The sequence below is a fragment of the Paenibacillus glucanolyticus NBRC 15330 genome, assembly GCF_004000885.1.
GTDB lineage: Bacteria > Bacillota > Bacilli > Paenibacillales > Paenibacillaceae > Paenibacillus_AQ > Paenibacillus_AQ glucanolyticus.
Genome location: NZ_BIMC01000011.1, coordinates 75,980 through 91,147 on the forward strand (window position 1 = coordinate 75,980; position 15,168 = coordinate 91,147).

Annotated in this window: 12 protein-coding genes; 10 read left to right on the forward strand and 2 right to left on the reverse strand. The window is 49.0% G+C overall.

All coding sequences use genetic code 11. The features are described 5' to 3' along the window. Positions 1 to 4: 4 nt before the first annotated feature. The 4 genes from sufD to sufB are packed head-to-tail and all read left to right on the forward strand — an operon-like array spanning position 5 to position 4,368. A complete protein-coding gene (sufD, locus tag PGL02S_RS16730; protein WP_036643377.1) occupies positions 5 to 1,309 on the forward strand; it encodes a Fe-S cluster assembly protein SufD in 1,305 nt (434 codons plus the stop codon). Next, positions 1,306 to 2,526: a cysteine desulfurase gene (locus tag PGL02S_RS16735; protein ID WP_036643376.1), complete on the forward strand. Its 1,221-nt coding sequence runs from the start codon at positions 1,306 to 1,308 to the stop codon at positions 2,524 to 2,526. The genes sufD and PGL02S_RS16735 overlap by 4 nt, the downstream gene beginning before the upstream one ends. Further along, the gene (gene sufU, locus PGL02S_RS16740; protein WP_036643375.1) at positions 2,516 to 2,935 is read left to right on the forward strand and encodes a Fe-S cluster assembly sulfur transfer protein SufU; all 420 of its coding nucleotides are present in this window, start codon (positions 2,516 to 2,518) and stop codon (positions 2,933 to 2,935) included. Before PGL02S_RS16735 ends, sufU begins: the two co-directional genes overlap by 11 nt. Before the next feature lie 35 nt (positions 2,936 to 2,970). Beyond that, complete coding sequence (gene sufB, locus PGL02S_RS16745) at positions 2,971 to 4,368, forward strand: Fe-S cluster assembly protein SufB (RefSeq protein WP_006212076.1); 1,398 nt, start codon at positions 2,971 to 2,973, stop codon at positions 4,366 to 4,368. A gap of 366 nt (positions 4,369 to 4,734) precedes the next feature. Here the strand turns inward: sufB and PGL02S_RS16750 are convergent, their stop codons facing one another. Both PGL02S_RS16750 and PGL02S_RS16755 read right to left on the reverse strand, forming a co-directional pair. Next, positions 4,735 to 5,781 carry an HD-GYP domain-containing protein gene (locus PGL02S_RS16750; protein ID WP_036643327.1) on the reverse strand — a complete coding sequence of 349 codons (1,047 nt, stop codon included), beginning with the start codon at positions 5,779 to 5,781 and terminating at the stop codon, positions 4,735 to 4,737. Positions 5,782 to 5,870: 89 nt separating this feature from the next. Continuing rightward, positions 5,871 to 6,608, reverse strand: a complete 738-nt coding sequence (locus PGL02S_RS16755; protein WP_036643326.1) for a molybdenum cofactor biosynthesis protein MoaE — start codon at positions 6,606 to 6,608, stop codon at positions 5,871 to 5,873. A 113-nt stretch (positions 6,609 to 6,721) separates the two neighbouring features. On the opposite strand from PGL02S_RS16755, the gene PGL02S_RS16760 reads away from it, so the two are divergent. From PGL02S_RS16760 to PGL02S_RS16785, 6 genes are all read left to right on the forward strand, one after another. Beyond that, the gene (locus PGL02S_RS16760; protein ID WP_036643325.1) at positions 6,722 to 8,155 is read left to right on the forward strand and encodes a bifunctional metallophosphatase/5'-nucleotidase; all 1,434 of its coding nucleotides are present in this window, start codon (positions 6,722 to 6,724) and stop codon (positions 8,153 to 8,155) included. A gap of 66 nt (positions 8,156 to 8,221) precedes the next feature. Further along, a complete protein-coding gene (locus PGL02S_RS16765; RefSeq protein ID WP_006212072.1) occupies positions 8,222 to 9,046 on the forward strand; it encodes an undecaprenyl-diphosphate phosphatase in 825 nt (274 codons plus the stop codon). A 104-nt stretch (positions 9,047 to 9,150) separates the two neighbouring features. Then, a complete protein-coding gene (locus tag PGL02S_RS16770; RefSeq protein ID WP_036643324.1) occupies positions 9,151 to 10,248 on the forward strand; it encodes an HD-GYP domain-containing protein in 1,098 nt (365 codons plus the stop codon). An 18-nt stretch (positions 10,249 to 10,266) separates the two neighbouring features. Next, positions 10,267 to 12,528, forward strand: a complete 2,262-nt coding sequence (locus PGL02S_RS16775; protein WP_036643323.1) for an MMPL family transporter — start codon at positions 10,267 to 10,269, stop codon at positions 12,526 to 12,528. Between the two features lie 138 nt (positions 12,529 to 12,666). Next, complete coding sequence (gene yfkAB / locus PGL02S_RS16780; RefSeq protein WP_036643322.1) at positions 12,667 to 13,806, forward strand: radical SAM/CxCxxxxC motif protein YfkAB; 1,140 nt, start codon at positions 12,667 to 12,669, stop codon at positions 13,804 to 13,806. A gap of 25 nt (positions 13,807 to 13,831) precedes the next feature. Continuing rightward, positions 13,832 to 15,157: a hemolysin family protein gene (locus tag PGL02S_RS16785; protein WP_036643321.1), complete on the forward strand. Its 1,326-nt coding sequence runs from the start codon at positions 13,832 to 13,834 to the stop codon at positions 15,155 to 15,157. The last annotated feature ends 11 nt before the right edge of the window (positions 15,158 to 15,168 follow it).

Here is a 15,168-nt window from a genome sequence, read left to right on the forward strand (position 1 = left end):
CGATATGACTACACAAACCATTCTTCCGGTCAACGCTGAGGCTCTGAAGGCATTGTCCGAAAGTAAACAGGAGCCGACTTGGCTGACAGACAGCCGTCTGGCTTCTCTGGAACTGGCTGGCCAGTTGGAACTGCCCAAGCTGGAGAAACAGCGTATTGAACGCTGGAACATTCAAAGCTACGGTGAATATAAAGAGAGCAAGAAACTTGCTTCCCTTGATGATCTGCCTGAACAAGTTGCTAAACTTGTAGAAGGTTCAAGAGAAGGCGGTCTGGTTATTCAACGCAACTCGGGAACTGTGCATGTAAGCTTGGCACCGGAACTTGCTGCAAAAGGCGTTATCTTTACCGATCTGGAAACAGCGGTTAAAGAGCATGCGGATTTGGTTAAACCTTATCTGCACCAAGCGCTTAAGAACGATGAGCATTCGATGGCTGCTCTGCATGCTGCGGTATGGAACGGCGGGGTGTTCCTCTATGTTCCCAAAAACGTAGAGGTGGATGTTCCGCTTCAGGCCGTTATGCTGAGTGATGATGCCGAAGCGACATTTGCTCCGCATGTTCTGGTCGTAGCGGAAGCGAACAGTCAGATTACGTATGTGGATAACTACGTATCGGATTCCTTGACTGCGCCGGTAACGCACAACGGAGCGGTGGAAGTATTCGTTAAAAATGGCGCGAAGGTTCGGTATGCTTCCGTACACCAATTGACCGGCGAGGTAACGGATGTTACATTCCGCCGCGCGATGCTGGAGAATGATGCCTCCATCGAATGGATCGTCGGCGAGATGAATGATGGGGATACAGCAAGTGACACCATGAGTATTCTGAAGGGCAATGGCTCAACCTCCGATGCAAAAATCATTGCAGTTGGTTCCGGCTCCCAGAAGATTAACTACACGACGCAAGCGAAGCATTTTGGCAAGAGCTCTGAATCCCAGATGATTACTCGCGCGGTCATGCGTGAAGAAGCCCAGGCCATCATCAACGGAATCACCAAGATCGAGAAGGGTGCAACGAAGGCGGACGGACAACAAACCGAGCGCGTTCTGATGCTCAGCCCGAAAGCCCGCGGCGACGCGAACCCGATCCTGTTGATTGACGAGGACGATGTAACGGCAGGACACGCAGCGTCCGTCGGACAAGTGAATCGGGAGCAAGTCTATTACCTGATGTCCCGCGGTATCTCGCGTACAGTGGCTGAATCCTTGATTATATATGGCTTCTTGGCTCCGGTTGTAAGTGAAATCCCGCTTGAGGGACTTCGCGATCAGCTGCAGGGGCTTGTTGAAAGGAAGCTGGGACAATGATAGCCTCCGTCCGTGAGCAATTTCCCATCCTTCATCAGGAGATTAACGGACATCCGCTGGTATATCTCGACAATGCCGCGACATCTCAAAAGCCGCAGGTAGTCATAGATGCTGTCAAGCGGTACTACGAGTGGGAGAACTCCAATGTGCACCGCGGGGTTCATACGCTCGGCAGCCGTGCTACCGACGCTTATGAAGGAGCCAGGGAGAAGGTTGCCCGTTTCATTAATGCCGAGAGTTCGGAACAGATTATTTTTACCCGCGGTACAACGACGGCACTGAATCTGGTTGCTTCGTCGTACGCACGCTCTGTATGCGGTCCCGGGGATGAAATTGTCCTGACGGAAATGGAGCATCATAGTAATCTCATTCCGTGGCAGCAAGCGGCTCTGGCCGTTGGCGCTACGCTGAAATATATTCCTCTGCAGCCTGACGGCTCGATCAGGGTCGAGGATGTAGAGGCCATCGTTACCGAACGGACGAAGGTCGTTGCGATTGCTTACGTATCCAATGTCATGGGCATTGTGCATCCTGTAAAACAAATCGCGGAAATCGCCCATCGCCACGGTGCAGTTGTTGTGGTTGACGGCGCTCAAAGCACACCGCACATGAAGGTGGACGTTCAGGACTTGGATTGCGATTTCTACGCCTTGTCCGGCCACAAGATGTGTGCTCCAACAGGCATCGGCGCATTATACGGCAAGAAGGCGCTGCTGGAATCAATGGAGCCGATCGAATTCGGCGGCGAGATGATCAATGATGTTGGATTGTACGAATCGAATTGGAAGGAGCTCCCTTGGAAGTTTGAGGGGGGCACGCCTATCATTGCAGGGGCTGTCGGTCTTGGAGCTGCTATCGATTTCCTGGAAGAAATCGGAATGGACGCGATCGAACAGCATGAGACTCAGCTTGCGGCTTACGCTATGAACCGCATGTCCGAGATTGAAGGGATTACGATATACGGTCCACGCGAACGCAAGGTCGGTCTCGTTACATTCAATCTTGGAGACGTTCACCCGCATGATGTAGCCACGGTACTTGATGCACAAGGAATTGCGATTCGAGCAGGACATCATTGTTGTCAGCCGCTTATGCGTTGGTTAAAAGTATCATCTACGGCACGTGCTAGCTTTTATCTGTATAATACAGAGGAGGACGTTGATCGGTTAGTTAGCGCCTTAATCCAGACAAAGGAGTATTTCGGCGATGCAACTTGACGATTTGTATAGACGTGTCATCATGGATCATTATAAGAACCCCCGCAACCGCGGAAAGTTTGATGAAGATGCGGTAACCATCGATTTGAACAATCCGACTTGCGGAGATCGAATTTCCTTGCAGCTGAAGGTGGAGAACGGCGTAGTTGCCGATGCCAAATATACAGGCGAAGGCTGTTCCATCAGCATGTCTTCCGCTTCGATGATGACCGATGCTGTAAAGGGCAAGTCGCTTGATGAAGCAATTAGTCTTGCGAACCGCTTCTCCTCCCTTATGAAAGGTGAGGCTGTGGAATTTGAAGAGTACGAGGACATTGAAGCCCTATCCGGTGTTAATAAATTTCCTGCCCGCATTAAGTGTGCAACACTTGCGTGGAACGCACTCCGAAAAGGAATAGACGCGAAGTAAGCGAACGATAATAGATCGATAGGGAGGTAAGTTAAATGGCTAAAAAAGCACCAGAAATGGAAGAGTATAAATATGGTTTCCGCGACGAGCACAAAGCTATTTTTCAAACCGGTAAAGGTTTGACACGTGAAGTCGTTATGGAAATTTCCAAAATCAAGAACGAGCCGGAATGGATGCTGGAATTTCGCCTGAAATCACTGGAGCAGTTCGAGAAAATGCAAATGCCTCGCTGGGGCGGCGACCTCGACGAGCTCGATTTCAACGATATCCAGTATTATGTAAGACCTTCTGATAAGCAAGGGAAGACTTGGGAGGAAGTACCTACCGAGATCAAAGAAACCTTTGACAAATTAGGAATTCCGGAAGCAGAGCAGAAGTTCCTGGCCGGTGTATCCGCACAGTACGAATCCGAGGTTGTTTATCACAACATGCAGAAGGATCTTGAGGATCAAGGTGTCATCTTCATGGATACCGACACGGCGCTCAGAGAGCATCCGGAAATTTTGAGAGAATACTTTGCAACGGTGGTACCTCCAACGGATAACAAATTTGCTGCACTTAACAGTGCCGTATGGTCCGGCGGAAGCTTTATCTATGTTCCAAAAGGTGTAAAATGCGAAATTCCGCTGCAAGCATATTTCCGCATCAACTCCGAGAACATGGGACAGTTTGAGCGTACCCTGATCATTGCGGACGAAGATAGCTTTGTTCACTACGTAGAGGGCTGTACAGCTCCAATCTACAGCACGAACTCGCTTCACAGCGCGGTAGTTGAGATCATCTGTAAAAAGAACGCTCGCGTTCGTTATACAACGATCCAGAACTGGGCACCTAATATCTACAACCTCGTTACGAAGCGTGCGGTTGCTGAAGAGAATGCAACGATGGAATGGGTTGATGGCAACATCGGCTCCAAACTTACAATGAAATACCCAGCTGTTATTCTGAAAGGCCGCGGCGCTAAAGGGATGGTATTGTCCATCGCTGTAGCAGGTAAAGGCCAACATCAGGATGCAGGGGCTAAAATGATTCACCTGGCACCGGATACAACGTCTACCATTGTATCCAAATCCATCAGCAAGCACGGCGGTAAAGTAACGTACCGCGGACTTGCCTCCTTCGGCCGCAACGCGGAAGGCGCCAAAGCCAACATTAAGTGTGACACACTCATATTGGATAACGAATCTACATCCGATACGATTCCTTACAATGAAATCAAGAACGATAATATCGTGCTGGAGCATGAAGCGACCGTATCCAAGGTTTCCGAGGATCAATTGTTCTACCTTATGAGCCGTGGTCTCAGTGAAGCTGAAGCTACACAAATGATCGTTATGGGCTTCATCGAACCGTTCACCAAAGAACTCCCAATGGAGTATGCGGTAGAGATGAATCGTCTTATCAAGTTCGAGATGGAAGGTTCCATCGGTTAAATCCTAAACACAGGGGCAAATCACTCACATGCGAGTGGTTTGCCCCTTTTTTTGCTTAATCCCGATTATTATAGCCCACAGAGAAGGGGAAAGCCTGGTGTCCTTCTCCATTCATTTTGACAGGAACGGTCCCATGATGTATCTAGTGTGACTTTTATGCTTGCGTGCTCAGGTTATCGGGATACGTCTTATATTCTGCCAGAAACCAGGAGGGATCGGATGTGAGAAATATCACACCTTCCCTTGAAAATATGAAAAGGTTCCCCGGTGGTGAATCTCTCATCCAGCCGGGGAACCTTTATTTCAAATGTATATATCGAAATGAATTCGAAAAGGACGTAACCATAGAAAAACGCGGTTTACAGATTACAGGAGGATCTCCAGAATCGCCGTATTGTATTCCTTGGAAAGATCGATGAACCGGTCGTCGGTTTTCACCAACGGACGGAAGTAATCCGAGGGATTGTTCATCACAATAATGCCCGATTCACCGGTTGTCAGCTGAACTTTTTTGCCAATAAAGTTCGGAAGCATTTGCTGGATGAAGGCGTGTGTAGGCTTGCCGTTCAGCTTACCGAAACTGAGGCTGTAGAGCTCCCGAAGAACGGTTAACAGCTGCTGCTTGGACTGATACACCCGGTTCGTTGTCATCGCGCTATACACATCCGCCACAGCGCATATTTGGGCATATGGATGGATCTGATCTTCACGGAGTGCTCTGGGATAACCGGAGCCATCGTCCCGCTCATGGTGCTGCAGGGCAACCATTGCGGTAATCTTATCATTCATGGATTCCGAGATCATCTCGTAACCATAGATGGTGTGCAGCTTCACTTCCTCAAACTCTTCAGGGGTGAGCTTGCCAGGCTTGTCCAGTATATCTCTTGAAATCTTGCTCTTGCCAATGTCGTGGAGATAACCGGCTTTGCCAATATCGTAAGCTTCCTTTTGGGAATATCCCATCCAATCCGCTATATAGTACGATAACATTCCTACTTGAATGGAGTGCCGGTAGGTGTAATCATCTTTACCGTTAAAGAGGAGAAGGAGGGATACGACATCCGTATGCTCATCCAGAGAGCCGACCAAAGGTTTGAAGACATCGTCTACAACGGATTCATTGAACTTTCCGGACTGAGATGCTTCCGTGAACAGGGTGGAGCATCCGTTGAATGCGAGATTGAATTGTGGTTTCACCTTGTTGAATGAATCTGAAATTTCAGATAATGGATCGAGGGATACAGTCAATGCCCGTGGCTCTATTTCAATGTAATCGATGCCGTGCTGCAGCAGCTTGGATATATCCTCTATTCGAAGTGTTGCTCCTTTTTGTAGAACATGAACGCCGTTACTGTTGTAAGCATCATGCTGCATTTGATCACCGGGTATCAGGTCCGTGACATGTACTCTCAAATCATTGCACCTCTTGCCCTTATAGTAAGTAAAAAGATCAAAACTATCTTAGCAAGAAAATTATGGTTTTACAATGATATAATCACGACTTATTGCCTAATCATTGGGTCCCAGGGTCCAGTCTGCGGTCCTTTCCACTCCGACCCATCGTCCCATATCTCCTTCTTCCATATCGGGACGGAGCGCTTCAGCTGTTCGATGGCGTAGCGACTGGCATCATAACAGGATGCCCGATGGGGAGAGGACACGGCAATGACCACACTGGTTTCACCTATGCCAACGGTACCGATTCGATGAGAGATCGCGCATTGCGTACCAGGCCATTGTGAGAGGATGTCTGCACAGATTTGCTGCATTTCTTTTAATGCCATCGGAATGTAGGCCTCATATTCCAACGTAACCGTACGCATCTCGCCGGTCATTTCCCTGGTGGTTCCTATAAATGAAAGTGTAGCTCCATGATTTGCATCATGGACTTTGGCTACAGCCTCTTCTACAGACAGCTTGTCGTAAGTGATAAGGCAATTCCCATCCGTGGAGGACTTCGAGTCAGGGGCATCCCCCTCTGTTCCATCACCGCCGGATACAGGCGGAATGAGAGCAACCTCATCGCCAATCTGAATAAGCTGATTCGATAGGGCATATTCTTGATTGACCGCTACAAAAGCGGTGGCAATCTGGGATTTGGCATGAGGATAAGCTTCGCTGAGAAGCGACTTTAATTCGCCGGCTGTAAGCGGGAGGCCCGGTACGTTGAAGGCAAGCGAACCGGTGCCGATCCGATCAGCTAGTCCGGCGAATAGCAGTAAAGGAATGGTTGTCGACATCTTTATCACCTCGTAATTCTTATGGGCTACAATATACCATATTCTTCGCTAAAATGTTATGCTTGATAGACCGGAAATTATCGTAAAACGAACATGGGGAGGGGGGCCGCCAGATGGGGATACAAGGCAATAAACAGACGCTTACCATACTGTATACCAACGATATACACAGCCATTTTGAAATGATGAGTAAGGTGGCGGCACTTATTTCCCGGGAAAAGACGGCTGCCGGCGATTCTGCTATCGTACTGGATATCGGTGATCATATGGACCGGGCTTCGGTGGAAACGGAAGGCTCCATGGGCCAAGCCAACGTGGATGTCATTAATCTGACAGGATACGACGCGATTACAATTGGCAATAATGAAGGGTTGACCATACCCTATGACATCTTGGAGAGTGTTTACGCCGGACTGCAATGTCCTGTCGTCTGCTGCAACATTCATGAGACGATAAGCGGCGCTCCTCCTTCATGGATGAAACAGCATGTCATCCTTGAGCGGGAAGGCATCCGAATCGGGCTGACTGGCGCAACCGCTGCTTTTGCAGGATTTTATCAATTGTTAGGCTGGGAAGCTGAGGATCCTGTGCAGGCCATTGCTGAACAAGTAGAGGCACTTCAGGACAAGTGCGACATCGTTATTGTTCTATCCCATTTAGGTCTAACGATTGATAAAAGATTGGCAGAGACTATCGAAGGCATTGATGTCATTCTTGGCGGTCATACCCATCATATTTTAGAGGAACCGCTGATGATCGGAAATACCGCCGTATGCGGTGCAGGCAAATTCGGACAATATGTTGGTCGAATCGTTATGCAGCACAGCCATGTGGAGGAGCGGTTTACTTGTATTGAGGGCAGCCTTCTGCCCGTTGACAAGAGCGTGATGGAGCCGATCGTCGAACAAGCGATCATGAGGCATCATGAGTTGGCAAGGGAGCGATTAACGGAGTCTGTTGCCGTTATAGATCGGAGTCTGCCGATCCATTATGAAGAGGAGTCGCCGTTTGCAAACCTGCTGGCTCAGGCCGTGCTTCAGCACACAGGGGCAGAACTTGCCATCGTTAACTCGGGACAGCTGCTCGGTCCATTGCCGGAGGGCGAGATCAGTACGGGAATGCTCCATGGTTTGTGTCCTTCCCCCATTAACCCCTGTGTAGTGAAGCTGCTTGGGGAACATATCTACCAGGCGCTTGAAGAGAGTCTACTCCAGGAGTTTAGCAGCAAGAAAATACTCGGTTTCGGCTTTCGCGGCTATATATTAGGCGGGCTTGCCGTAGACGGATTAAGCATTCACTACGATAAGCAGGGAGAGCCGTATCACAAGATCACCGATATCTCCATCCAGGGACAGCCGCTGGATCGACAACGTGAATATGAAGTGGGGACGCTGGACATGTTCACTTTCAAAATCGGATACGAGACGCTGGCACTTGGCAAGGATACGGTTTACATGCTGCCGGAGTTTATCCGAGATTTGCTGCGAAAAGAACTTTCGCGCCCCGGCTCGCTTGAAGAGACCTTGATTTCACGCTGGATATCCTGACAACCCCCGACTAACTTCCTTTGGCCGAGCATACATATGAGGACAAAGGTTAGGGAGGGGATGGACATGGATTTTATAACAGCTATTATACTGGGGATTGTGGAAGGATTAACGGAATTCATTCCGGTGTCTTCCACAGGCCACATGATTTTGACAGCCAAGGTGTTAGGGTACGATGATCAAACAGCGATCATGAAGACATTTGAAATTGTTATTCAGCTTGGCGCTATTTTGGCGATTGCGATTGTTTACTGGAATCGTATTCTGAACCTGCTGGGCTGGAGTCGAAGTGAATCTTTGAACAAAAAGGCGCCGCGCAAAAAACTGAATCTGATTCATGTATTTTTGGGTATTGCTCCAGCGCTGCTGGTAGCGTTTTTTGCGAGGGATTTCATCAAGAGCCTGTTTCATGCCCAAACTGTATTATTTGCACTTGTTGCGGGCGGTATTTTCATGATATTTGCAGAATGGTACAACAAAAATAAAGTTCAAGTGACTTCACACGATCTGGACGAATTGACATACAAGCAGGCACTTCTGATTGGTGTCTATCAGATCATATCGGTATTATGGCCGGGCTTTTCCCGTTCGGGCTCGACCATCTCCGGCGGCATGCTCAGCGGAGTGAGTTACAAGGCATCGGCTGATTTCTCTTTTCTTATCGCAATTCCTATTATGTGTGCTGCATCCGGTTATGAATTGCTGGATTCTTATCCATATTTTACTTCAGATACGATTGGTGTATTTCTCGCCGGATTTATCGTTTCGTTTGTTGTCGCTTATTTTGTCGTCTTGGCCTTCATGAAGCTTATACAGAAGATACGACTCACTCATTTCGCGATCTACCGTTTTGTTCTCGCCGCTGTTTTCTGGCTGTTTATTATGCACTAGAGATCGTAGGCAAAGAGGTGGTCCGGCTTCTTCGTATAGTGATCGACTGAAGACTAGACGCTATATCCCACACAAGTTTGAGAATAGCAGAGGAAGTGACGGATTTGCGTCTTATACCTATCCATGCGTTGAGGCCGGGAATGGTACTTGGTAAAAGAATATACAATAGCGACGGTTTGGTCCTGCTTGCTGAAGGTGTTGAACTGACGACTGGACTGATCCGCCGACTTGGCACATTAGAATTGGGATATGTATATATCGAGGATGCGGTGACAGAGGATATCGTGGTTCCGGAGTTATTGACGGAAGAAACACGGCTTCAGGCGATTCTGTCGATTCGAACCAGCTTCAAGAACCTGGAGAGTCAAGCGAGTCTGAAAGGCAGCTTTCTTCATTTGGGCAAGACATTTTCGGGAATGATGGAATCGATCATGGATGAAATATCGGGACATGATGAGTGCATGGTGCTGCTGACCGATATGAATACGAATGATTACAATCTGTACCGCCATTCCTTAAACGTATGTTTATATTCAACGGTTCTTGGCGTGTCCTACGGATATAACCGGGAGGAGCTTCGAGTTCTCGGTCTGGGGGCTCTGCTCCATGATATTGGCAAGACCAGGATTTCCCAGAAGCTTCTGCAGCATCCCGGGCGGCTTAGCGAGGAGGAATTTCGCGAGATCCAGAAGCATACCGAAATCGGGTTCAAAATATTAAAGGACGAGCCCAATATTCCGCTGTTATCGGCTCATTGCGCGCTATCGCATCATGAGCGTCTGGACGGCAGCGGTTATCCAAGAGCATTGAAAGGCCCTGATATCCATGAATATGCCAAATGGATTGCCATTACGGATTCTTACGACGCGATGACAACGCAGCGGGTGTACAAGCCTGCCTTACTGCCGCATGAAGCGGTAGAGGTCATGTATGCCGGGTCGGGAACGCTGTATGAACAGCAATTTCTGGCCATGTTCCGCGACCGCGTAGCAATATATCCTCCAGGGATAACGGTGAAGCTGCACACGGGTGAAAGCGGGGTTGTATCCAAAATCCACGCGCATGTGCCCCATCGGCCGGTGGTTCGTGTCTTAACGGATGGGGACGGAACGCCGCTCTCGGCTCCGTACGAATTGGATTTATCCGAAACCTTGGCGATCATGATTGCCGGAATCGGACAGAGCACCATAGATCAAACTTGACTATAAGGAGGTTGACTCGTGAAACGTAACGGCCGTACAACATTGCTGCATACATGGGGGCGACAGATATATCGCTACCGTAAAGCCATTGTTGTAACTTGGCTTATTTTGTTTTGCGGGCTGCTTCCTTTTGCATTTAAACTTCCCTCCATATTGCAGCATAACGGATTTACACCGGAGGATAGTCCCGCCCAGATCGGGATTGAAAAGCTGGAAGAAGGGCTGGGGCTTTCGGCAGCCTCGCTGGATATTGTCGTGGTCAGCAACAGTGATGAGAACCTGACAACAGGCATGGCGCATAGGCGTATTCTAACGGAGCTGGAGCCTTTGCGTTCCCGTCCTTACGTGAGAGATATCTATATGAATATGGCAGCTCATAGAGCCGGTCAGGACCATATCGTATCGGTGACGGTGCTGCTGGACCTGGACTCCTCGGAAGCCCTGTTACAGTTTGATGAGATTAGGGAATCGGTCCCTGCCATTACGGGAGCGGATACTTACATAACCGGAAATACGGCCATATTCGCCGATATGAATGAAGCTGTCAAAAGCGACATAATCCAAGCCGAGATGATTGGCATACCTGCAGCTTTGATCATTTTGGCCGTGGTCTTCGGCACATTGACCGCGGCGATCCTTCCGCTGATCGCAGGCGTGGTCAGCGTGGTTGTTACGATGGGGCTCCTGTATTTTGTTGCCATGGCTGACGGTTCGATCAGTAATTTTCTTCCGAATGTTGTCACGATGCTGGGTCTGGCTGTAGGTATTGATTATGCTCTGATCGTAGTAAGCCGATTCAAAGAAGAGATGCAAGCGCGCAGCGGAGACGTGGAAAGTGCCTTGGCCGTCACTTGTGCAACAGCCGGCAAAGCGGTCATGTTCTCCGGAGCCGCTGTATTGATCGGTTTTGTGGCCATGGGTTTTATCAATCTGCCGATTTTCCGTTCCTTTAGCCTTGGCGGCATTACGGTGGTGCTGTTATCGGTTCTGGCAGGCAACACGCTTCTTCCTGCACTGTTGGGGCTACTGGGACCCCGCATTCATACACTCCCTCTATTCCCGGCTAAATTCCGGCACTTCCGTGCACAGCAGACTTCAGGCATGTGGAGAAAACTATCCAGGTTTGTCATGGCTCATCCTGTGACGATCTCGATAGCTGTGATCGGTGCGCTTCTGCTGGCCATTTATCCGGTACGAAACATGAACATCGAGATCCCGGCTGCCGAGGTTCTGCCTCCAGCCTATGAATCCCGTTATGGCCATGACCTGCTTGCACAGGCTTATGATGAGCGTGAACTAAACTCCATCGTTGTTGCTGTGGAGCTACCTGCCTCTTATGAGGATTTGCGCAGCATCGAGCAGATGAAGGCATATACGGATGAAATCAGGATCATGCCGGGCGTGAAGCGGGTGGAGAGCTATCTGAGCATCGGGCGGGGGTCCATCGATGAAGTGTCCAAGTATTTGTCTCGTGCAGATATTCGCCAGCAGCTGGAACAGCATCGTTTCGTAAGGGGAGAGATGGCCGCAGTAGCTGTGATTCCGGAATACGGTGAATCTCATGCGTTAACAACGCAGCTTGTCCGGGATTTGAGAACGATGGATGCGTTGGGCCTGACAACCTATGTAACAGGTAGCCCTGCTTATAAACTGGACATCATTGACGTTATTCATCAGAATATTCCGTTTGTCCTTACCTTTGTATTTGTAGTGACTTACGTCATTCTCCTTATAGCGTTCCGATCGATGGTGCTCCCGTTAAAAGCGAGTGTGATGAACCTGCTCAGCCTTGGTGCGGGACTCGGGATCGTTGTGTGGGTATTTCAAGAGGGGATAGGCGCAGAATGGCTGGGCGTGTCCTCAACAGGATCCATTTTTGCACTTTTGCCGATACTGATATTCTGTGTTGTGTTTGGCATATCCATGGACTATGAAGTCATGATGCTCTCTCGGATTATGGAGAACTATGAGCGGACGGGGGATAATGAATACAGTACAGCCGAAGGTCTGGAGAGCACGGGTGGGCTGATCACAAGTGCTGCCCTGATTCTGGCTGTCGTTGTGGGTGCCTTTGTATTTACGGATAATGAAGTCATGAAAGCGATCGGTTTAGGTTTAACTGCGGCTGTTCTTCTGGATGCTACGGTGATTCGTGTTTTGCTTGTTCCTGCATTCATGAAAATGCTGGGCAGAGCCAATTGGTGGAGTCCAAACTGGATGTTTCCTCGATATAAGCCTGCTGCCAGGGATACGCCTGATCGCGGAAGGGAAACCGGCTGATATTCACCAAGAATGAAACACAAGCCTTCTGTACGGGTATGTTATAATCATATAATGGACATGATCAACAACCGTAAGTACATCCATGTAAGTTGTACTGATAGAATCGGTAATTCAAAGAAGTAAGGTGAGTGAACCATGAGTAATACAGCACAGCCATTTCCATCAGCCTTGAGGCCCATTTCGCCGAGTTATGATCCGTGGGATCCGATAACTTCATTGCGTGAGCATGGCCGCCATGTGCTGACCAGCGTGGAAATGACAGTGACGCATCTTTGTAATATGCGCTGTGAACATTGCGCTGTTGGCGATATGCTTGTCATGAAGGAAGCTCCGATGCTGCCACTTGATACCATGCTGAGGCGGCTCGACGAGGTAGAGCATCTGCAGACGATCAGTTTGACCGGCGGGGAACCGGCATTTCTCGGCAAGACGGTGGACAACGTGATTGTTCCCCTTCTTAAGTATGCCAGGGATCGGGGAATTCGGACCCAGATCAACTCTAATTTGACGCTCGATATCAGCCGTTACGAGAAGATGCTGCCCTATCTGGATGTTATGCATATCTCCTTTAATTATTTGAACGGGGACGACTTCTATGAAGTCGGATTTGCGAATAGTGCGCGTCCTGTTTCTAAGGAAAAAGCATACAAGATGTATGATACGATGCTTCTCAATTCGGAAAAATTGAGTGCAGCGGGAATGTACATCTCCGCTGAATCCATGATTAACTACCGAACGCATACCAAATTGGGAGGCATTCACAGGTTGATTAAGGACATGGGCGCCAAGCGGCATGAAGTCCATCCGATGTATGCATCGAACTTTGCTTCTGCTCTGCCTGTGTTGTCCTTAGCGGATACGAAGGCCGCCATTCAGCATTTGCTGGATGTGCGCGACCCTGAGATGTGGATGCTGTTCGGAACGCTGCCTTTTTATGCGTGCAGCTTCGATGCTCACGATCAGGAGATCATCCGCCGCCTGCGGCAAGAGCCTAATGTAACGGTTCGCAATGATCCGGATGGCCGCAACCGGGTGAATGTGAATTTATTCTCGGGTGACGTGTATGTTACGGATTTTGCTGATATCCCGGCTTTTGGTAATATTAAGGAACAGAAGCTGGACGATATTTTTGACGAATGGTCGACCGGCCACCCGTTAAATCAAACCGTCAACTGTCATTGTGATGCAGTAAGCTGCTGCGGCCCGAATTTGTTGGTAGCTGACATGTACTATCGGGGTGTGGATTTCAAGTCAAGAAAAGCACAGACAAACTAGAACCCTAGAAAGAAGGCGTGTCATCATGGCAGAGGAATTTGAGGTCGGGCAACTGATTTTGAATTTACTCTTGGTTTTCCTGCTCGTTTTGTTGAACGGTGTGTTTGTAGCTGCGGAGTTTTCACTTGTGAAGATGCGTCAATCCCGGTTGACCCAGCTCGTTAGTGAAGGCAACCGGCTTGCAGGTATTGCGCTGAAAGTTAACCAAAAGCTGGATGCGTATTTATCCGCGACTCAGCTTGGAATCACCTTGACTTCACTGGGTTTGGGCTGGATTGGGGAACCTGCAATTTCGGATTTGCTGGTTGCGCCGATTATGCACAGTATTGGCTTTACGGAAGAGCGATTGATCAGCACAATCTCCGTTGCAGTCGGCTTCTGTATTATCACCTTCCTGCATATTGTATTAGGGGAGCTTGCCCCTAAATCAATTGCGATTCAGCGAACGGAGGGGACGGCACTGATCCTGTCGGCTCCGCTGCTCTGGTTTTACCGCATTTTTCTGCCGGTGATCTGGATACTCAATGCGTCCGCAAACCGTATCCTCAAGCTGGCCGGTATTCAGCCGGCAAGCGAAGCCGAGGCGGCCCACTCGGAAGAAGAGATTCGAATTCTGATGAACGAGAGTGCAAAGAGCGGGGTCATCGATGAGAATGAGATGAAGCTGATGGACAACCTGTTCGATTTCTCCGACTTGCGAGCCAGGGAAATCATGCTGCCGAGAACCGATATGGACGTTCTGTTCACGAATCTTACGTTGGAAGAGAACTTGCAGATTGTCAGCGAGACGAAGCATTCCCGTTATCCGGTTGCAACGGACAACAAGGACCGCATCATCGGATTTGTTCATATTACGGATCTTTTACTCGCCGATCCTGAGAAACAGCGTGATCTGGCCAGCTTGGTCAGACCGATTATGGACGTATCGGAATCGACGGAGATCAGCAAGGTGCTTCGTCAGATGCAAGCGAAGCATGAGCAGCTTGCTCTTGTGATAGATGAGTATGGGGGAACTGCCGGCATACTCACAGCCGAGAAGATTCTGGAAGAGATCGTCGGTGACCTGTACGATGAATTTGAAGATGAACGTCCGGAAATGGAAGTGTACGATGAGTACTTTTCGGTGGATGGGCGAATGCTCATTGAAGAAGTGAATGATTTAACCGGATTAATGATTGAGGAGCATAATGTTGATTCCATTGGCGGCTGGTTATTCAAGGAACTTGAAGGTAATCCGGCAGTCGGGAAGAAAACGACATTCGATGGAGTGGTCTTCGAAGTGGAGGAGTCAACCCGTTTTCGTGTAAACCGCGTCATGATTCATCAGAAGCTGGATAGCAGCTTCACTTAGAACTAGCAAGA